The sequence below is a fragment of the Pseudomonas sp. 1912-s genome (assembly GCF_029269205.1).
Lineage (GTDB): Bacteria > Pseudomonadota > Gammaproteobacteria > Pseudomonadales > Pseudomonadaceae > Aquipseudomonas.
Genome location: NZ_JARIXR010000013.1, coordinates 139,973 through 160,623, shown reverse-complemented (window position 1 = coordinate 160,623; position 20,651 = coordinate 139,973). Strand labels below are relative to the sequence as shown.

Annotated in this window: 14 protein-coding genes; 6 read left to right on the top strand and 8 right to left on the bottom strand. The window is 59.5% G+C overall.

The features are described from left to right. Positions 1–51: 51 nt before the first annotated feature. Positions 52–1,284 (bottom strand): type II toxin-antitoxin system HipA family toxin, encoded by a 1,233-nt coding sequence (locus P3C29_RS18080; protein WP_275965066.1) that lies wholly within the window; start codon positions 1,282–1,284, stop codon positions 52–54. Continuing rightward, a complete protein-coding gene (locus P3C29_RS18075; protein ID WP_201121628.1) occupies positions 1,277–1,522 on the bottom strand; it encodes a helix-turn-helix transcriptional regulator in 246 nt (81 codons plus the stop codon). The genes P3C29_RS18080 and P3C29_RS18075 overlap by 8 nt, the downstream gene beginning before the upstream one ends. Positions 1,523–2,079: 557 nt before the next feature. Between P3C29_RS18075 and P3C29_RS18065 the strand changes: the two genes are divergently transcribed. After that, positions 2,080–4,152, top strand: a complete 2,073-nt coding sequence (locus tag P3C29_RS18065; RefSeq protein WP_275965065.1) for a TerD family protein — start codon at positions 2,080–2,082, stop codon at positions 4,150–4,152. 165 nt (positions 4,153–4,317) lie between these two features. Here P3C29_RS18065 and guaA read toward each other — a convergent pair whose 3' ends face one another. The 4 genes from guaA to P3C29_RS18045 form a co-directional block, all read right to left on the bottom strand. Beyond that, complete coding sequence (gene guaA / locus P3C29_RS18060; RefSeq protein ID WP_003209644.1) at positions 4,318–5,895, bottom strand: glutamine-hydrolyzing GMP synthase; 1,578 nt, start codon at positions 5,893–5,895, stop codon at positions 4,318–4,320. A gap of 81 nt (positions 5,896–5,976) precedes the next feature. Next, positions 5,977–7,446: an IMP dehydrogenase gene (guaB, locus tag P3C29_RS18055; protein WP_010176852.1), complete on the bottom strand. Its 1,470-nt coding sequence runs from the start codon at positions 7,444–7,446 to the stop codon at positions 5,977–5,979. Between the two features lie 104 nt (positions 7,447–7,550). Then, on the bottom strand, positions 7,551–8,099 hold the full coding sequence (locus P3C29_RS18050) for a sugar ABC transporter ATPase (protein WP_275965064.1): 549 nt from the start codon (positions 8,097–8,099) through the stop codon (positions 7,551–7,553). Positions 8,100–8,243: 144 nt separating this feature from the next. Continuing rightward, on the bottom strand, positions 8,244–9,011 hold the full coding sequence (locus P3C29_RS18045) for a sulfite exporter TauE/SafE family protein (protein ID WP_275965063.1): 768 nt from the start codon (positions 9,009–9,011) through the stop codon (positions 8,244–8,246). A 99-nt stretch (positions 9,012–9,110) separates the two neighbouring features. On the opposite strand from P3C29_RS18045, the gene P3C29_RS18040 reads away from it, so the two are divergent. From P3C29_RS18040 to leuA, 5 genes are all read left to right on the top strand, one after another. Next, a complete protein-coding gene (locus P3C29_RS18040; protein WP_275965062.1) occupies positions 9,111–10,001 on the top strand; it encodes a LysR family transcriptional regulator in 891 nt (296 codons plus the stop codon). 10 nt (positions 10,002–10,011) lie between these two features. Continuing rightward, on the top strand, positions 10,012–11,391 hold the full coding sequence (gene xseA, locus P3C29_RS18035; protein ID WP_275965061.1) for an exodeoxyribonuclease VII large subunit: 1,380 nt from the start codon (positions 10,012–10,014) through the stop codon (positions 11,389–11,391). Between the two features lie 3 nt (positions 11,392–11,394). Next, on the top strand, positions 11,395–12,216 hold the full coding sequence (locus P3C29_RS18030; RefSeq protein WP_010176856.1) for a peptidoglycan DD-metalloendopeptidase family protein: 822 nt from the start codon (positions 11,395–11,397) through the stop codon (positions 12,214–12,216). A gap of 298 nt (positions 12,217–12,514) precedes the next feature. After that, positions 12,515–16,426, top strand: coding sequence for a membrane-targeted effector domain-containing toxin (locus P3C29_RS18025; protein ID WP_275965060.1), 3,912 nt, complete (start codon positions 12,515–12,517; stop codon positions 16,424–16,426). 376 nt (positions 16,427–16,802) lie between these two features. Next, positions 16,803–18,482: a 2-isopropylmalate synthase gene (leuA, locus tag P3C29_RS18020; protein ID WP_201121634.1), complete on the top strand. Its 1,680-nt coding sequence runs from the start codon at positions 16,803–16,805 to the stop codon at positions 18,480–18,482. 202 nt (positions 18,483–18,684) lie between these two features. Here leuA and P3C29_RS18015 read toward each other — a convergent pair whose 3' ends face one another. Both P3C29_RS18015 and P3C29_RS18010 read right to left on the bottom strand, forming a co-directional pair. Beyond that, complete coding sequence (locus tag P3C29_RS18015; RefSeq protein WP_275965059.1) at positions 18,685–19,476, bottom strand: amidohydrolase; 792 nt, start codon at positions 19,474–19,476, stop codon at positions 18,685–18,687. Further along, positions 19,464–20,612 carry a pyridoxal phosphate-dependent aminotransferase gene (locus P3C29_RS18010; protein ID WP_201121636.1) on the bottom strand — a complete coding sequence of 383 codons (1,149 nt, stop codon included), beginning with the start codon at positions 20,610–20,612 and terminating at the stop codon, positions 19,464–19,466. The genes P3C29_RS18015 and P3C29_RS18010 overlap by 13 nt, the downstream gene beginning before the upstream one ends. Positions 20,613–20,651 lie beyond the last annotated feature (39 nt).

Sequence of the window (20,651 nt, the reverse complement as noted above, 5' to 3'; positions counted from 1 at the left end):
AAAGCCGCTAGCGAGTCACCCAGCGCCCGGCAAAAAAAGCCGGGCTTCTTATTACACAGCAATACTCCTCGCCAACCCTGCCGCCCAGGCAGCGGTCATCTTTTCCCCCACTGTGTCGAACGCTGGATGGGTGCTTCGATACTCGGAAAGCTCTTCCATGGCGAGGCTCATTCCATCACGCACCCTGGCGAGCAATTCGTTGCAGCGGGCCTCTGTCAAACCACAGGAACTACGCCCGAACTGAACCAGCATCTTGCGCTTTGGCCAGGCTTTCGAACCGCCGAGCAACAGTCCCATGATGTCGTTGCCGTTGTACACGGTGGTGGTCACCAGGTCGTAAGCAGGGGCGAGCCAAACGTCAGCATCCTCGGCACAGTTTTCATAAAGCAGGCCGAAGTTCTTCAAGTGCCCGTCACCGTTCTGGATACCGGCAGACAGCGCCACCATCATGAAGAAGTCTTCCAGCGTGCTGGTTATACGGCTTGGCGTGACAAAAGACCGGATCAGCTTTGCGCATCCCTGGTAACTGCCGTCGTACTTCTTCGCGGTTCCCCACCCCGACAGAACGCACATGTCCTCAAACCCGAGGTAGGCGCTTTCACCGATGTCGAACCGCTTCACCACCAGGAGCTTCCCTTGATGGCTGAGCTGGAATTCAGGCACCTCAAGACCGCAATGCAACGCGGCCCGCATGCAGAAGAACTCATTGGCCGCCAGTTGCGGAAACTCTGCCTCGTTGAACGCCTTCACCAGGTGCGTGGCGCCCCGATGGGTGAGACGCTCAATGTCGGCGGCCCCATCGTCAACGTCGCGCACCAGCACCTTCGGTTGAACGCCCGATACCCCCGAGTAGGCCGCGTAGGTGCTCAGAAGGTCATTGAATAGATCTTGCGTCCCGTCATAAACCAACAGCTCGGCAAGCTTGACCTGAGGCAACGCCCCATCTCCGGCTTCATGGGCAACGCTGATGCGACCCAGTTGGTGCGGCCCCACAATGCCCAGCAAGGCGAAGTCGTCAAAGCCGCGCACTGACTTGCTGAAACGTCGCACCAGTTCGTCCTTGAGATGCCCCTCGGGGATGTGCATCTCGAACAGCGGGTGAATCCCATACTCCCAGTTGTAGCTTTCCAGGCGCACCGGCATGGTCAGGGAAACAGCGTTCTCGTCGGCGACTCCCTCGTTATAGGAAAAGACCGAATCACGCCGATTTTCTTCACGCCGCCCCAGCGTTCCGGCAGGTACGCCACCTGCGCCGATGTACAGCCGCTCACGTTGACTAGTCATGGACGTTTCCTGATTTCAGTTCATCGAGGGTTTTACGCCGACGCATGGGGATGGCGGTCAGTTCGTATCCCAAACCCTCAAGGATCGCAGCCACCTTGCGAATACCGATTTCAGGGACGGTGTTGTTCTCAATCCCCGAAATGGTTGCGCGACTCATGCCGTGCCGTTGCGCGAGCTGGCTTTGTGACAGGCCTGCGGCTTTGCGGAGATTCTTGATCAGGATTCCTAAATCGCCCACTTATCTGCATCCTATACAATGCATTAATAGATATAAATTAACATATGCACCGTATACGATGCAGAAAATCCTGAATAGTCCTTTATTTGGGTAAACGACCAGCTGCAGCTCTCGCTTAAACATTCGCATCCCGGAAACACGTGAAGTCGATGGTTTCCATCGCAAGCAGGGCCATGCCCCACGCGTGGCGACGGCAATCACCCAGCACGTCAACCGATTTTACCGACTGGAACTCCACAAACGCCTGACTGAGCTTGTGGGAACTCCACCGACCTTGAAGGCACACTTACTCAATCGTACCGCCACTCGTATGGTCGCTTAACCGCCCTATTATTCTGGCGAAGCAGCTTGTTACCGTTGAGATACGCAGCGACCTGACAAACAGATAAAACCTTTCGTAGAATGCCTTCGTGGCTATGGAACACCTTCCTTCTAACCTCTGATGACCTAGGGGTTCCGCTCTCCACACCGCGCCTGCTTCTTGCAGGCGTTTTTACATCAGTTGCAGAACAATGCTGCAGCTCGTCCACGACGGCGGCCAAGGGAGAAAATCAAGCATGAATCAGGAGCTGTTCCTGCGTCGCCGTAGCAAAGTTCACGTCCCGATGGGCACTGGCGGTGCCACTCGCGCTCAGGTCGCGTCGGCTGTCCGGGAAGTCGCGGCGTTCCGATGCGTACTATCAGAGCCTCTGATTGAGCAAATCGGCATGTTGTCAGCCACAGAGCTAAAGCACTGGCTGCGCGAAATTGTCGGAGTCCTTCGGCGGAAAAATGGCGCTCATGTACACCACAGGCCATTTTATCCAGACTTTCCAGAGCAGGTTCTGGCGGCCTCAGAGGCGGAGTTGTACCTTAACGCCGTCATACACTACCTCACGCGTTGGCGTTTACCCCCGACTGAACACCATCGACCTGCGATGCTTGAAGGCAATTTCATGTCCCGCGTTATCGAACCGGGAAGCGTCTCTGAATTCGAGTCACTGCTTGAGCCGCTGGTTTCATCGCGCACCTCGCTCTCCGAAGAGGAAACTGCCGATGTCGTCTGGTTTATCCGAAAGTACAAAAGCGATGTGTTCCGTCTGCTACCAGAGACCGTTCCGTTCCGGGAGATCCGTGCACAGGTTGGCGGCGCACTTATCCTGCATGTCGCCGGTGATGCACGGGTAGACGAATTCCTGGAACGAAACGTCGAAACGGCGACTGATGTACTACGACTCGCGGTCGCGCTGAGTGGAGGAGACGTGTCACTGACGACAGCTTCGACACGTTTCAAAGCGATGAAGCGCTCAATGCGCCGTCTGCTTTTGCGCCATCTCGACCAAATACCTAACGCTGCAGAAGACGTGATGCGACATGCTGAGCGATGGAAGCGCCTGGCCGAAGTACTGCATCCGGGCGACTACGCCGATAAGTACCCACGAGCACTAGCCGCCATAACGGCTGCACGTCGCAACGAAGCACCAGAGTCATTCGGATCACGTGTCGAAACATTGCTTGCCCAGCGTCACATCTCCACGCTTATGCCCATACTACAGAGCCGTCCTGGTGAGCTCGCACGACGGCTGGACGCGACCCTGAGGCGCTCGACGGAACCAGAGTCGGTTCTCGACGCGTTCGAAACGGTTGCGACGCAGGTGTCCTCACCTGTCCTGCTGCAGTTGCTGGCCCAGGTACGTGCGCCGCGCCCCCTCCCCCTGCGAGCCTTCACACCTAAAGGTGCATTTGCCAAAATCTATGGCATCAAGGATCGACGCGAACCTATTGCCCCCGACGTGTTGGCTCGTGCGGCCAGAATCTGCGAGGGCGCTCTCGTAACGCGTTTTTCGTCGCTACCACCACTCGGTCGCTGCTTCGTCGACCCAGCATTACGCGAATACAAGGTGCCGTTGGCGCAGCGTGCCTCATCGAAATCGCTACGCACGCTGGTGCGGGGCAGTCGGTTACCTATGCCTGACACACGTTTCATTCGCCTGTTCCTGTGGTGGAAGAACGGTCGTGAACGCACTGATATCGACTTGTCCGCAGCTTTTTTCGACGCCAACTTCGTATTCAAACAAACGGTCGCGTACTACAACTTGAAGGGCTTCGGCGGCTACCACAGTGGCGACATCGTCGACGCGCCCGAAGGGGCTTCGGAGTTCATCGACCTTGACCTCAATGTCCTCGTCGAGAAGGGTATCCGCTATGTCGTCACGTCTATCAACTCATTCACCGAACAGCCGTACTGTGACCTTCCAGAATGCTTCGCTGGCTGGATGGCCCGCGCCGACGCGGCGCCGGGTGAAGTATTCGAGCCGCGCTCCGTATTCGACCGTATCGATATCGCATCCGACACAGGAATCTGTCTGCCATTCGTGATGGACTTGCAGGAACGACGCATGATTTGGGCTGATCTGGGGCTGACGTCATCTCCGCGCTGGAACAACGTCCAGACCAACCTCAGTGGCGTATCGCTGATGCTGCGAGCCTTGGTACATACACCAAGGCCGGATTTGGAGACCCTGTTCGATTTACATGTTCGAGCAAGGGGAGAACGAGTAGCCACACCGCAGCAGGCAGAGGCGGTGTTTGCTCCTGATCAAGGGGTAACACCGTTCGATACGGATTTAATTCGATCACAGTTTCTCTAATACCTGCGCCAGCCTTTGCCGCTCATTGCAAGCGACAGCTCTGGCTTCAGAGCGTTGTACCCAAAAACAAAAATGCCAGTCAGCATAACTGACTGGCATAGGCTAAATCCCTTCCTGCGCTACTCCGAATCTAGCGCCGCACTCTAGTCAGTGCCGGGCGCCCTGTTACTCCCACTCAATCGTCGCCGGCGGCTTGCTCGACACGTCATACGTCACGCGCGAAATGCCTTCGATCTCGTTGATGATACGGCCGCTGACAGTTTCCAGCAGTTCGTACGGCAGGTGTGCCCAACGGGCGGTCATGAAGTCGATGGTTTCCACCGCACGCAGGGCAACAACCCAGGCGTAACGACGGCCATCACCTACAACACCCACCGACTTGACTGGCTGGAACACCACGAACGCCTGGCTGACTTTGTGGTACCAGTCGGCCTTGCGCAGTTCTTCGATGAAGATATGGTCGGCGCGACGCAGCAGGTCGGCGTATTCCTTCTTCACTTCACCGAGGATCCGCACGCCCAGGCCCGGGCCCGGGAATGGGTGGCGGTAGACCATGTCGTACGGCAGGCCGAGTTCCAGGCCCAGGCGACGCACTTCGTCCTTGAACAGTTCGCGCAGCGGTTCTACCAGCTTGAGGTTCATTTCCTCAGGCAGGCCACCCACGTTGTGGTGGGACTTGATCACGTGAGCCTTGCCGCTCTTGGCGCCAGCGGACTCGATCACGTCCGGGTAGATGGTGCCCTGGGCGAGGTACTTGATGTTGTCCAGTTTGTTGGACTGGGCATCGAATACGTCGATGAAGGTGCGGCCGATGATCTTGCGCTTCTTCTCCGGGTCGGACTCGCCTGCCAGGTTGTTCAGGAACTGGTCTTCAGCGTTGGCGCGGATCACCTTGACGCCCATGTTCTCGGCGAACATGGCCATCACTTGCTCGCCTTCGTGCAGGCGCAGCAGGCCGTTGTCGACGAAGACGCAGGTCAGTTGGTCGCCGATGGCCTTGTGCAGCAGGGCCGCGACCACGGAGGAGTCAACACCGCCGGACAGGCCCAGCAGGACGTTGTCGGTGCCGACCTGGGCTCGCACGTTGGCGATGGCGTCTTCAGCGATCTTCGACGGGGTCCATAGCGCTTCGCACTGGCAGATGTCGAGGATGAAGCGCGACAGGATGCGACCGCCTTGCTTGGTGTGGGTCACTTCCGGGTGGAACTGCACGCCGTAGTAGCCGCGCTCGTCGTTGAACATGCCGGCAATCGGGCAGCTCGGGGTGCTGGCCAGGATGTGGAAGTCTTCCGGCATCCGGGTGACCTTGTCACCGTGGCTCATCCACACGTCGAGGCCGAACAGGCCGTCGGCGTCGATGTGGTCTTCGATGCCGTCCAGCAGGCGGCTCTTGCCGACTACGTCGACACGGGCGTAACCGAATTCACGCAGCTCGGAACCTTCAACCTTGCCGCCCAGTTGCTCGGCCATGGTCTGCATGCCGTAGCAGATACCGAAGACCGGCACGCCCAGGTCAAACACTGCCTGCGGGCAACGCGGGCTGTTGGCTTCGTGCACGGACTCGGGGCCGCCGGCGAGAATGACGCCTTTTGGAGCGAATTCGCGAATCGCTTCGTCGTCCATGTCGAACGGATGCAGTTCGCAGTACACGCCGATTTCACGCACGCGGCGGGCGATCAGCTGGGTGTACTGGGAACCGAAGTCGAGGATCAGGATGCGGTGGGCGTGAATGTCGAGGGCCATGGAGTCAGTCTCGTCTATGTAATTCAGAAACAACTCGGGGCTGAAGAACAGCCCCGGTTACTTAACGTTTTGCTGGAAGCATCAACCTACGCGGTAGTTTGGCGCTTCCTTGGTGATCTGTACGTCGTGGACGTGGGATTCGGCCATGCCGGCACCAGTGATCCGCACGAACTCAGGCTTGGTGCGCATTTCTTCGATGTCGGCGCTGCCGGTGTAGCCCATCGAGGAACGCAGGCCGCCCATCAGTTGATGGATGATGGCGCTCAGGGTGCCCTTGTACGGAACACGCCCTTCAATGCCTTCCGGTACCAGCTTCTCGGCGCCCGCGGAGGAGTCCTGGAAGTAACGGTCGGAAGAACCTTGAGCCTGGGACATGGCGCCCAGGGAACCCATGCCACGGTAAGCCTTGTACGAACGCCCCTGGAACAGTTCGATCTCGCCTGGCGCTTCTTCAGTACCGGCGAACATCGAGCCCATCATCACGCAGGAAGCACCGGCCACGATGGCCTTGGACAGGTCACCCGAGAAACGGATGCCGCCGTCGGCGATCAACGGTACGCCAGTGCCTTCAAGGGCCGCGGCGACGTTGGCGATGGCGCTGATTTGCGGCACGCCTACACCGGCAACGATACGGGTGGTGCAGATCGAGCCAGGGCCGATACCGACCTTGACCGCGTCTGCGCCCGCGGCAACCAGGGCCTTGGCGGCAGCGCCGGTGGCAATGTTGCCGCCGATCACTTGCACTTCAGGGAAATTCTCTTTGACCCAACGCACGCGGTCGATCACGCCTTTGGAGTGACCGTGGGCAGTGTCGACCACCACCACGTCAACGCCGGCCGCTACCAGGGCCGAGACGCGCTCGCCGGTATCCTTGCCGGTGCCGACCGCAGCGCCAACGCGCAGGCGACCTTGGTCGTCCTTGCTCGCCAGCGGGTAAGCCTTGGCTTTTTCGATGTCGTTGACGGTCATCATGCCTTTGAGGGCGAATTTGTCGTCGACGATCAGTACGCGTTCGATGCGGTGCTTGTGCAACAGCTCGCGAACGTCGTTCTTGTCGGCGCCTTCCTTGACAGTCACGAGGCGCTCTTTAGGCGTCATCACTTCACGGACGGTGACTTCAAGACGGTTCTCGAAACGCACGTCACGGGAAGTGACGATGCCGACCAGGTCGCCATCGTGCAGTACCGGAACGCCGGAGATGTTGTGCAGGCGGGTCAGGTCGAACAGGTCACGAACGGTGGCATCGGCCTCGATGGTGATCGGGTCCTTGACCACACCGGCTTCGTAACGCTTGACCTTGCGAACTTCGGCAGCTTGCTGCTCGATGGTCATGTTCTTGTGGATGATGCCGATGCCGCCTTCCTGAGCCATGGCGATTGCCAAACGGGCTTCGGTGACGGTGTCCATGGCAGCGGAAACCAGAGGAATATTCAGCTCGATGCCACGGGTTAGGCGGGTCTTGAGACTGACTTCGTTAGGAAGCACCTCGGAATAACCGGGCACGAGGAGAATGTCGTCGAATGTCAGAGCTTCTTGGCTGATACGCAGCATCGCGGGGGCTCCCGAGCGGGAAAATGGAAGCGCGCCATTATAGTCAGACACCCCCTCGGGTTCAATGTAAAACTCTGACAAACTTGGTAATACTGATAGAAGGATTAAAGTTCGACTTTGACCCAACTCATCTTCTGGTCCAGCCAGTCGGCAAATTCGTCGATAAAACTCTGCTTGAACCCCGCCTCTGCCCAGTTATTGAAGATGAATCCCAGGTTGGAGAAGCCGCATTCCTGCAGGAACAGAAAGCCGTTGATGTCGTCTTCATGCCCACACAGCGGGCAGGTGAAGTTGTCGGTATGGCCGGGCATCCAGTCTTCCAGGCTTTCGAACAGGGCTTCGCCGACTTCCTTGAGGCACCCGGGGCAGCCGGCTTCTTCGAGGAAGCCCTTGGCCGGGGTGTAGATGCAGCGCTTGTAGATGATCTCCAGCCCGTTGATCGGCTCGTTGAACGGCAGTGCGTCGGGGTGCAGCACCACGGCGCGGGCACCGTCGGCCAGTGCGTAACCCATGCGATTGCCGGTGCGCCCGCAGGTGGTGAGTTCTTCCTTGACGATGTTCTTGCGCACCAGCCAGCGCACGATCGCCCGGGCGCGGGGTTCGTGGACGGGCAAGGTGGAGATCTTGGGGACAAGGATACTTTGGGAGTTCATGGTGCCTGGGTGTCCTGCGGTGTGGCTTCTGGCCTCATCGCGGGCAAGCCCGGCTCCCACATTGGAATGCGATCAACTGTGGGAGCCGGGCTTGCCCGCGATGGGGCCCTAGAGCACGGCAGCTTAATCCCTGACACCCACAGGTCAAGTACTCAAGTACCGGGCAATCAAGGCAATGCCGCTGGCCAGCACCAGCCAGGTCACCAACCGCACGAACGCCTCACGGGACATGCGCAGGGTCAGCCGCCGCCCCGCCCACAACCCGAGCGCCATGGCCGGCAACAGGCACACCGCCAACATCAACAAGGGTAGCTCGGCATACACGCCCGCGATCAAAAACAGGCTCAGGCGCACCACCGTGCTGCAACTGATCAACGCGCTTTGGGTCGCCCGCGCGCCCTCCTTGGGCAAGCGGCTGTTGAGGTAGATCGCATATAAAAAGCCGCCACTGCCGAACAACGCCCCAAACAGCCCGCCGACAACCCCCATGGGAATCGCCCAGCCGGCCGCCATCTGCGTGGGCTTGACCTTCACCGCGAGACTGTAGATCGCATAGGCGCTGATAAACAGGCCCATCAGCAGCAGCAAAAAATCCGAATGCAGGTTAAGCAGGAAGATCACCCCAAGGGTGCAGCCCATTGCCATGCACGGCAGCAGCCGCAGCAATTCAGGCTTCACCACATCCCGTCGCGATTGCAGGAGATTGCCGAAGGCGGCGACAAAGTCCAGCAGCACCAGCAGCGGGATGATTTTCGACAGCGGCAGGAACAGAATCAGGATCGGCCCCGCCACCAGTGCGGTACCAAAACCCGCAATGCCGAACACGATATAGGCCAGGGCAATCGCCACGCCGATCACCAGCCAGTCCACACCGCCAAACGACCAGTGACTCAACAGTTCGACCGGGCTCATGAAGTATTCCTTATTGGAGATGGCCATCACTTTAGCCATTGGTGAGCGTTGCGACTAATATCTTCAAAGCCCGTCACTCATCTCGAAAAGGCATGACTTGTGATTTCCACCCGGCAGTTGCGTTACTTCGTCGAAATCGCCGACAGCGGCAGCTTCAGCGCGGCAGCCGAACGGCTGTTTGTGGCGCAATCCGCCCTGAGCCGGCAGATCAAGGAGCTGGAAAACCTGCTGCAAACCCCACTGTTTGAGCGCACCGCACGCCAGCCCAGGCTGACGGCTGCGGGTGAGGCGTTTTATCCACGGGCACGCAACCTGCTGGGCGAACTGCTCAAGGCCAGTGAAATGGCGACGCAAGTGGGCAATGGCCAGCTCGGCACGTTGCGTATGAGCCACTCAAGCACCGTGCCGATGAGTGGCCGCCTGCTGCGGGGCATCGGTGCCTGGCTGGAACAGTGCCCGGGCGTGTCGATGGACATCGCCAAACTGTCCTCCGAAGCGCAGTTGGAGGAAATCGCCGACGGTCGGCTGGACGTCGGGCTGTTGCGCCTGCCGGTGTTGCGCCAGCGTGAAGGCGTGCGCATCGTGCCTTTATACAGTGAGCGGTTGTTATTGGCGGTGCCGCCGAATCATCGGTTGGCCGGGCACACATCCGGTATCGATTTGGCGCAACTGAAAAACGAAGCGTTTATTTCGATCCCTCACCCCCAGCGCGGAGGGCTGAGTTACCTGTCAGCCGAGTTGTGCATGCGTGCGGGATTTTTCCCCAAGGCGGCGCGAGTGATGTCGCGCAAGACCACGCAGTTGCAGCTGATTCAGGCCGGATTCGGAATCGCCCTGCTGCCGGAGTCGATGCAAGACATTGCACCGGCCAATATTCACTTTTTGCCCCTGGCCGATCCCGACTGCCAAAGCATCGTCGCCCTCGCCTGCCAGCAAACGCCGAGTGCGCTGGTGGAGCAGTTCTGTCAAACCCTGCACGAATGCCTATAAACTGCCACCCATGATTAAAGATCCCTTTGCCCGTCTGGGCCTGGACCGCGAAGTCCTGACTGTCAGCCAGCTCAACGGCCGCGCGCGAGTGTTGCTGGAAGACGTGTTCACCAATATCTGGGTCGAAGGCGAGATCTCCAACCTCGCCCGCCCGGCCTCCGGCCACGTGTATTTCACCCTCAAGGACAGCGGCGCCCAGGTGCGTTGCGCGCTGTTCCGGCAGAACGCCGCACGGGTGCGCCAGGCGTTGAAAGACGGCCTGGCGGTAAAGGTACGGGGCAAGGTCTCGCTGTTTGAAGGCCGTGGCGACTATCAGTTGATTCTCGACACGGTGGAGCCGGCCGGTGATGGCGCGTTGCGCCTGGCCTTCGACGCGCTGAAGGAAAAACTCAGCGCCGAAGGCTTGTTCAGTGCCGAGCGCAAGGTGCCGCTGCCCGCCCACCCAAGGCGCATCGGGATTATCAGCTCGCCTACCGGCGCGGTGATTCGTGACATCATCAGCGTATTCCGCCGCCGGGCGCCCAACGTCGAACTGACGTTGATCCCGACGGCCGTGCAAGGCCGTGAGGCCGTGGCGCAAATCGTCCGCGCCCTGAAGCTGGCCGATGCCCGCGGCTTTGACGCGTTGATCCTGGCCCGTGGCGGCGGCTCGCTGGAAGACCTCTGGTGTTTCAACGAAGAAGCCGTAGCGCGTGCGGTGGACGCCTGCGTGACGCCCATCGTCAGTGCGGTCGGCCACGAGACCGATGTGTCCATCAGTGACTTTGTCGCCGACGTGCGTGCGCCTACCCCTTCCGCCGCTGCCGAGCTGTTAGCGCCGGATTCCAGTCACCTGACTCGCCAAGTAGAGAACCTGCACCGCCGCCTGGTGATGCTGATGCGCAACCGCCTGAGCCACGCCCGCCTGCGCCTGGAAGGCATGGCCCGTCGCCTGCGTCACCCGGGCGAACGCCTGCGCCAGCAAGCCCAGCGCCTCGACGACCTGGACATGCGCCTGCGCCGGGCCTTCGAGCGCAACCTGAATACCCGTCGTGAACGCCTGATCCGCCTCGAAACCCGCCTCGCCGGCCAACACCCCGGCCGCCAATTGGCCCTGCTGCGCCAGCGCCTGGACAGCCTCGCCGAACGCCTGCCCCGCGCCATGCGCGAAGGCCTCAAGGCACGCCGCCTGCAACTGCAAAGCCAGGTGCAGACACTGCACGTGGTCAGCCCGCTGGCCACCCTCGGCCGCGGCTACAGCATCTTGCTCGACGAGCGCGGCCAGGCAATTCGCAACGCCGCACAAACCCATACCGGCCAGCGCCTCACCGCGCGCCTCGGTGAAGGCCAATTGCAGGTGCGGGTGGAAGACAACCACCTGACGCCCGTCACCCTCTCGTTACTGGATTGATTGATGCCACGTTTTTTAAGTGTGTTGATGTTGCTGTGCCTGACCTTCAATGCCCACGCCGACAGCTACATCACCCGGCTGCTGAACAAGCCGGTGCCCGGTGGCGTCGCGGTGATCGACCTCGGCACTTCTGCCACGGCGCCCAAGGCCACTTACCTGAACAGGCCGGTATTGGTGGTGAAGGAGCAGAACAACTGGCTGGCGATTGTCGGCATCCCGCTGACGGTCAAACCCGGCACCCAGCGCATCACCAGCGGCAGCCAGAACCTGCCGTTTATCGTGGGCTTCAAGAAGTACCCCGAACAGCACATCACCTTGAAGAACAAAAGCCAGGTGAACCCCGACCCGGCGCAACTCAAACGCATCGAAGGCGAGTTGGCGGTCCAGCTCAAGGCGTATCGCAGCTTCAGCCCGAACACGCCGAGCAACCTGTTGCTGGACAAGCCGGTGAACGGGCCGCTGTCGAGTAAGTTCGGCGTACGACGTTTCTTCAATGGTGAGGAGCGTAATCCGCATTCGGGCCTGGATTTTGCCGTGGGCGCCGGCACACCGATCAAGACCCCGGCGGCGGGCAAGGTGATTCTCACCGGTAACTACTTCTTCAACGGCAACACCGTGTTTGTCGACCATGGCCAAGGCTTTATCAGCATGTTCTGCCATATGTCGAAGATTGATGTGAGCGTGGGCCAGCAACTGGCACGCGGTGCCGTGGTGGGCAAGGTCGGTTCCACCGGCCGGGCGACCGGGCCACACATGCACTGGAACATCAGCCTGAACGATGCGCGGGTGGACCCGGCGATTTTTATCGGGGCGTTTCAGCCCTGAGTTCTGCGCTGCATCGACGCCGGTGCAGCGCAGTTTGCTTACATTTCCTGCAGGAACCAACCCACCGTGAATACTCACCTACCTGACGACTTACAAGGAGCGTAACAACATTCAAATACTGTGAGGTTTCCCTATGTTTGCTCTCGCTCAAACGTCGATGCAGCGTACCTCGATCCACCCCCCCGCCCTACCTACCGTCCCCCCAACCCCCGTCGTCAACACCAGCCCACCTGGCCTGTTGCCCGACTCGCCAGGAATACCTCCGGAGCAACGCTCAGCACTCGCAGACCATTTCAACGTGAGCGATCAGCAAGCCTTCATCACTCAACACGACACCCTCACGCACGCGATGCAACGGCTGCAGAGCCAGCAGCCGAACTTCAAGGATTTCCTGTTGCAGCAAGTGACAACGATGCTTGCCGACCAACCCCATCTCAATCCAGCAGAGCTGACCTTCAGGCGCTGGATCAGGCAGAGCGATGGCAGTATCAGAACGCTCTCTGAGCAACCTCTTCTGAAGGCACTGGATAAAAAGATTGCAGAACTGTCGAGCCAGCCTGGGAGGAATACTGACGAAGGCACCGGCGTGCAGTCGGGCGTATTCAGCCAAGGCACAGCCAGCCAACCGCCGGCACTCATCGACACAACGCACTCGTTAAACACCATCGCCCAACGCATCACCACACAATATCCCGAGGCGTCACTCGCCTTCTGGACAACACCGCGCCCGTCGAAAACAAACCCGCCGGTACTGAAGACGCCGCAGGACGAACTGTTGACCCTGCACAAGCGCCAACTGTCGACACTGGCGGCACTGCGCGCAAGCGACGGCACCCTGAGCCCGGCAGGCAAACAACTGATCGACGCCGCGCTGCAATACCCCACTCTCGTCGAACGGGAGAAAGTCTTTGCCGATGGCGCCCGTCCGGGTGTGTATCCGCTCACCCTGGATGACGGCACCGAGCGTGGTGCTTTACTCGCAGGCACCTTTCTCATCACTCAGACTGACGGGTCCTTCGCCACTCCGCCGGCCTGGCCCAAAGGCAGATCCCTGGCGCTCAACGATGCCAATGGCCCGGTCGTACTCTATACACCCGGCGAGGGATTCGAAGAGTTCGCAACCCCCGCCCAGGCACGCGAAACGTTGGCGCAACGCCTGGATCAAGGCGGAACAGGCGCCGAGCTGCTGTTACAGACGCTACCGCTATCGTTGCAAAACCGGTCGAACCCACCCACCGGGGACGACCTGATGCTCAGCGCCGAGCCTCTGGCCGGGGAGGTGCTGGCCGAAGGCTTGCCTGAGATGCTCAAGCGCCAGCAGGCCGAAATCAACACGGGCTTTGCCAATATATCCCCCCAATCCACCACGCCATTACACCAAGCCATTGATGAGGCTGCCGACTGGTCATACCTGCTTGATGGCAGCAATGCCATGCAGGCACGCAACCAGAAACTGGCCGACAAACTGCAACCTGAATGGCTGAGAAGCTTGCAGCCGGTTCACTACGAACTGTTCAAAAAGTTGGAACATGCCGAGGAAAAAAGCCAGGACAGGTTGACTCCACTTCTGGAAAGCATTCCCTCATTGACCGAGTTTTCCCGGGACAAGATGAATGAGGCGATCAGAAAACTGTACCCAACCGCTCAGGTGAATGCTGACCAATTGAGGGTTCAGGTGCAAAGCAAAACCAGCACTCATACAGGCCGTCCCAGCGGTCACGAGTCACGCTCAGTAAACAACGCGCAGCTATCACTGACTGACCTGGGGTTGAAGAACCCTACTGAGTTTCCAGCCGGCGAGAGCGCAACCCATACCCAGATCACTTTCACGCTGCCCTTGAACGATACCCAAGGCAGACCGATTCTGGACGCTGCCGGCAAACCGGTGGTTCTGGACACGGACCAGCTAAAAACACTGGTCAATACCGCCGATGTCGGTGGCGAATACACCAAGCTGCTCAAACAACAGCTAGCCACAGATGCAGACTCAGGGCCTGCGGGCGTGGTACGCAACACCTGGAAAGCCACCCTGGCCGACGTGATGGAAAAAGAGGCGTTTCTCGCAGACCTCAACCCCGATGCCTATACCGCCAACGCCACTACCGAGACCACTACCAAACGTGGCGCACAGTGGGTTCGCGCGGTACTTGATCATCCCGAGCCGGCAAACCGCCCCACGGTGGATGGAAAGGCCATCATCACCAACACGCTCGTCCAGCATGGCTTAACGGTGCAAGGCGTCATGGTCATCAGCAACCAGATCGACGCTTCGCTGGTGTTGTACACCCCGAACGCGCCAGACGGCGTGGCCTTTCGCGAAGTGGCGGACCAGAATGCACTGAGCACCTTGCTCGAAAAGCCACAATGGAAACTCTACACCGCTGGCCGGAAGTCGCCAGTCGAGAAGAGCGACATCGATAAATACACACAAAAAATAAAATCGAATCCGCTCAACCTACTGACTAACCCTTTGTCCTCCCTGGAGCTCTTGATCGGCGCTGCGAAGCTCAAGGGCGGCGCCACACTCCACCCCATCACCGGAAACGTGCAGGATGAGCTGTACAAACAGCAGGTCCAAATGCTGATAGACAAGGCGGATTATCAGTCCGTCAGCAGCGCGGAAGTCGCGACACAATCAACAACCAACAAGATTCAATTCGGCATTGAGGTAGCCTCTATATTCCTGGATCTGTTGCCGGTAGTTGGTAAAGGCCTGTCGACGGGCCTGCGACTAGGCAAAGCAGGCGTGACGGCCCTGCGGGCCAACGCCAAGGTACTGCCAGGGCTGCTCAAGAAGCCTGGCCTGGGACGTGCGATCTACGCTGATTTTACAACCTCCGCGGCGGGCATCCCGCTGTTTCGCAGCGCGCCGCTGCGGCCGGTAAACAAGGCTTCGATGGCAATCGCTGGAAGCAGTAAAATACCCTTTGCGCAGCGAGCCTTGACGCCAGCGCCAGGCTCATTGCCCGCAGGTACTTCAACCGGCACGCCCGCACCCTCCTTACCCAAGCTACCGAGCCGCGACCTCGGCGCTTACACCGTCCCCGACAGCACGATCAAGGATCACCCCTTAAGAACGGACGGTACCTATAACGTTGGCGACAATTGGTACATTCGCTATACCGACAGCAGAGGGACCCACGATGTTTATCAGATCGATTCAGCGTTCCATGCGCGTAACGGGCAGGTCAATATCGTCGATCCCAATGCACCGCTGAGCGCCCCGAAAAGCAGCCGCATCAAGGCTTCCCTGGAGTCTGCCGGTAACGGGGAATGGCGCCTGAGCGAATTGCCGAGAGGCCGTCGCCACCGGGGAAGACCCACGCCGCCGCCTGATGACTATATGGACCGGATCATTACCGGAAAGGGTGCGAATGACTTTACTGATGCCAGCGGTGCAACGATTGGGCACATCAGGCGCTGGTTCAAACGGGACATGCAAGACTTCTACACCAGCATGGCCAACGGGCAGATGCCTGTTCGCCCTCAGCTAGCGCCGATAGACATTAATGCCACGCCCAAGAGCGCCGTTCAAAGTGCCCTGGCACAGCCGGATGTGAGGGGGTTGGTATTCGGAGAGGTGCACTACGAACCTGCCACGTTTCAACTCCTGATTGACCAAATGCAGACATTCAAAAACAGTGGAGTGACCGTTCTTTACATGGAAAACACGCTCTTTCTTCAGAAAGGGCCGGGGTTTGGCGCAGGCGCCTATACACCATCAGATGCCGTTTATGCATCGCCAAGAGTCTACGATGGAGCCTACTCACCAACGAGCCCAATAGTGTCGGATGTTATTGATGCGGCAGAAAAAAACGGTATCAAGGTCATAGGCCTCGAGCATAGAGAGCTGACAATGCACAGCGATAACTGGATTAGCAGAATAAGCAATTCACGCTTCTACGATGACCGCTTGCAAGAGTTCAATTATGCCGCTACCCAGCTTATCAATCAGACCCCGGCAGGTGAGAAATACGTCGCGGTTGTCGGCAAGGCGCACATGAATACCTATGACAATATTCCCGGTATCTCGGAGTTAACCGCAGGCGTAAGCGTCTCGATCAGCCCAACACCAAAAGGTGTGTCGACTATCGTCAGCCAGCCGCCCCATACCCCTCCACCCCCGCTCAAGCTGCTGCACGGCACCAGCATCCCTGAGCCAATCGGTGACATTCATATTGACTACAACATTGACAAGATCACCTTGTAGGTTCCTTACCGTATAGCCAACCAGGGTCGCGCCGCCCATAGCGGCGCAACCCACCATTCAAGATTGCGCACCAGCAAAATGAACAGCAATAAAAACCAACAATATTAATAAAAGAAACAATAAAAAATTGAAAAACCCGAATAACTTGGAAATTATCTCAATTTTTTTTCACGGCTTGCCATCTTAACGCCTCACGGTTAGGGTTGGACCTATGAAAACCTCTCACACCCTCATTCAGCTCCGCCAGCACCGCAGCCTGTGCCTCGTCAGCGCACGACTGCCAGGCTGAATCGATCTGCCTCGTCTTTTGCTTTATCCCCAATAACAGTTTTACGGCAGGCCGCCTTTTCTCGGCCCTTAAACAAAGGATTTCCCGATGAGCATGCTCAAAGACCCGTCTTCGAAGTACCGCGCGTTCCCGACCATTGATATCCCGGACCGTACCTGGCCGTCGAAGACCATCACCGCCGCGCCGATCTGGTGCAGTTCCGACTTGCGCGACGGCAACCAGTCGCTGATCGAACCGATGGACGCGGTGAAAAAGCTGCGTTTCTGGAAGACCCTGGTCGCCGTCGGTGTAAAAGAAATCGAAGCCTCCTTCCCGGCCGCCTCGCAAACCGACTTCGACTTCGTGCGCACCCTGATCGAAGACAACCACATCCCCGCGGACACCACCATCCAGGTGCTGACCCAGGGCCGTGAAGACTTGATCGCACGCACGTTCGAATCCCTGCGCGGCGCGAAGAAAGCCATCGTTCACTTGTACAACGCCACCTCGCCGTCGTTCCGCCGCATCGTGTTCAACCAGGACAAGGACGGCATCAAGGCCATCGCGGTCAACGCGGCCAAACTGTTCGTCAAATACGCCGCCCAGCAGCCGGAAACCCAGTGGACGTTCGAGTACTCGCCAGAGACCTTCAGCGCCACTGAGCTGGAGTTCGCCAAGGAAGTCTGTGACGCGGTGATCGAGGTCTGGAACCCGACGCCCGAGCACAAGGTGATCCTCAACCTGCCCGCTACTGTAGAATGTGCCACCCCGAACATCTATGCCGACCAGATCGAGTGGTTCGGTCGCCATATCAACCGTCGTGACAGCGTGATCATCAGCCTGCACACCCACAACGACCGTGGCACTGGCGTCGCCGCCACCGAGCTGGGCCTGATGGCCGGCGCTGATCGCGTCGAAGGCTGCCTGTTCGGCAACGGCGAGCGTACCGGTAACGTCGACCTGGTGACGGTGGCGCTGAACATGTACACCCAAGGCCTCGACCCGCAGCTGGACTTTTCCGACATCGACGGCATCCGCAAGGTCGTCGAAGAGTGCAACCAGATCCCGGTGCACCCGCGTCACCCGTATGTTGGCGACCTGGTTCACACCGCCTTCTCCGGCTCCCACCAGGACGCGATCCGCAAGGGCTTCACCCAGCAGAAAGACGACGCCCTGTGGGAGGTGCCGTACTTGCCGATCGACCCGGCCGACATCGGCCGCAGCTACGAGGCAGTGATCCGCGTCAACAGCCAGTCGGGCAAAGGCGGCATCGCCTATCTGCTGGAGCAGGAATACGGCATCAGCTTGCCGCGCCGCATGCAGATCGAGTTCAGCCAGGTGGTACAGGCCGAAACCGACCGTGTGGGCCTGGAGATGACTGCCGCGCAGATCTACAGCTTGTTGCAGCGTGAATACCTGCAAGCCAACACGCCGTACGCGCTGGTGAGCCATCGCCTGCAGGAAGAGAACGGCAACAGCTCGGTGGAAGTTGAAGTCTCCGGCAAGGGCCAGGGCGAAACCAACCTGCGCTGGCACGGTAAAGGCAACGGCGCCCTGGAAGCGCTGGTGGCCGGGCTGCCGATTGGCGTGGAGATCATGGACTACAACGAACACGCGATTGGCGCGGGCACCCATGCCAAGGCAGCGGCCTACATCGAGCTGCGAGTGAACGGTGAGCGTCCGGTGCACGGTGTGGGTATTGATGAAAACATCACCACGGCAAGCTTCAAAGCCGTGTTCAGCGCGCTGAACCGTTCGTTGAGCCAGCTGGAAGCGAAAGCGGCGTAAGCACTCAACGCTGACATGCAAAAGGCCCCGGGATGAGAATCCAGGGGCCTTTTTTGTGGAGTTCGAAATTTGTGGTGACTGTCAGGGCCTCTTCGCGGGCAAGCCCGGCTCCCACAGGGGAATGCATTCCTCCAGACAACTCAGATCAACTGTGGGAGCCGGGCTTGTCCGCGATAGCGATCTCCCAGGCGATGGAGGTCCTTCAGGTGAACTCGAAGCTGTCCGCATCCAGGTTCGCCGGGAAGCGTGTGCGGTACGCTGCCAATTCCGCTGCATCCAGGCACACCTGGAACACCCCGTCCGCCTCCCCTGCGCTCAGCAGGCTTTCTCCCTGGAAGTCCACGACCTGGCTGTCACCGGTGTAGGCAAAACCTTTCCCGTCGGTGCCCACTCGATTCACCGCCGCCACGTAGCACAGGTTTTCGATGGCCCGGGCCGGCAGCAGGCGGTTCCAGTGCTGGCGTCGTGCGCCCGGCCAGTTGGCGGTGTACAGCAGCAGGTCAGTGTCCTGGGCATCACGGCTCCATACCGGGAAGCGCAGGTCGTAGCAGATCAGCGGACGAATCCGCCAGCCCTTGAGTTCGAACTGCACCTGGCGCTCGCCGGGGGTGTAGTGGTCGTGCTCACCGGCCATGCGGAACAGGTGCCGCTTGTCGTAGTGCAACACCTCGCCATCCGGGCGCGCCCACAGCAGGCGGTTGCGGTGGCTGCGATCGGCGGCCTGGATGATCACGCTGCCGGTGATCACGGCGTTGTACTTCTTCGCCTGAGCCTGCAGCCATTGATGGGTGGGACCGTTTTCAGGTTCGGCGAGGGTTTGCGACTCCATCGAGAAACCGGTGGTGAACATCTCCGGCAGCACGATCAGGTCGGCGCCGCTTGCCTGCTCCAGCAGCAGCTCGAAATGCTCCAGGTTGGCCTGGCGGTCGTGCCAGGCCAGGGTGGTTTGCACCAATGCAATGTTCAGGTTGGGCAGTGCACTCAGATCACGCATAGTTTCTCGGCTGCTTGACGCAGCGTCTCCTCGCGTTTGGCAAAGCACAGTCGCACCAGGCGCTGGCTTTGCGGTGGGTTCTGGTAGAACACCGAGACCGGGATGGTGGCCACGCCATGTTCGCGGGTCATCCACAGTGACATGGCGACGTCATCCAGGTCCGGGCGAATCTGTGAGTAATCCACCAGTTGAAAGTAAGTACCGGCCACCCGGGTAAAGCTGAAACGCGACGGTTCCAGCAGGTCGCAGAACAGGTCGCGCTTGGCTTGATAAAACGCCGGCAGTTCCTCGACGTGTTCCGGGTGTTCGGCCATGAAGTCTGCCAAAGCGTACTGCAACGGGGTCACACCGCAAAAGTTGACATATTGATGCACCTTGCGCAGTTCGGCGCTAAGGGCCGGGGGCGCGATCACGTAGCCGGTTTTCCAGCCGGTGACGTGGTAGGTCTTGCCGAAGGAGCTGACCACGAAGGCACGCTGGTACAGCTCTTCGTGGGCCAGCACGCTGACGTGGGGCACACCGTCAAATACCAGGTGCTCGTAGACCTCGTCGCTGACCAGGTAGATATCCCGGTCGCGGATCAACTCGGCCAACTGGTCCAGCTCGGCACGGCTGATCAGGGCGCCGGTGGGGTTGTGGGGGCTGTTGAGGATGATCATGCGGGTGCGCGGTGACAGCGCGGCACGCAGTCGCTCGAAGTCCAGGGCGAAGTCAGCCAGGCCCAGTTGCACATGCACGCAGCGACCGCCTGCCAGTTCTACCGACGGCTCGTAGCTGTCGTAGGCAGGATCGAACACGATGACTTCATCACCGCTGCGAATCACCGCCTGGATCGCACAGAAGATCGCCTCGGTGGCGCCAGGGGTGATGGTCACTTCGCTGTCGGCATTCACCGTGGCGCCATAGCTGCGGGCGATCTTGGCCGCCACTTGCTGGCGCAGCACCGGCAGGCCGGTCATGGGCGCGTATTGGTTATGGCCGAGGGCAATGTGCTTGCCCACCGCATCGAGCAAACCTTGCGGCCCATTGAAGTCGGGAAAACCTTGAGACAGGTTGAGCGCACCGGTTTCGGCGGCGAGTTGCGACATGGTGGTGAAGATGGTGGTGCCGACATTCGGCAGCTTGCTGGTGATCATCGGTGCGCCCCTTGCGGTGAGCCCCAAGTTTTAAGCTGC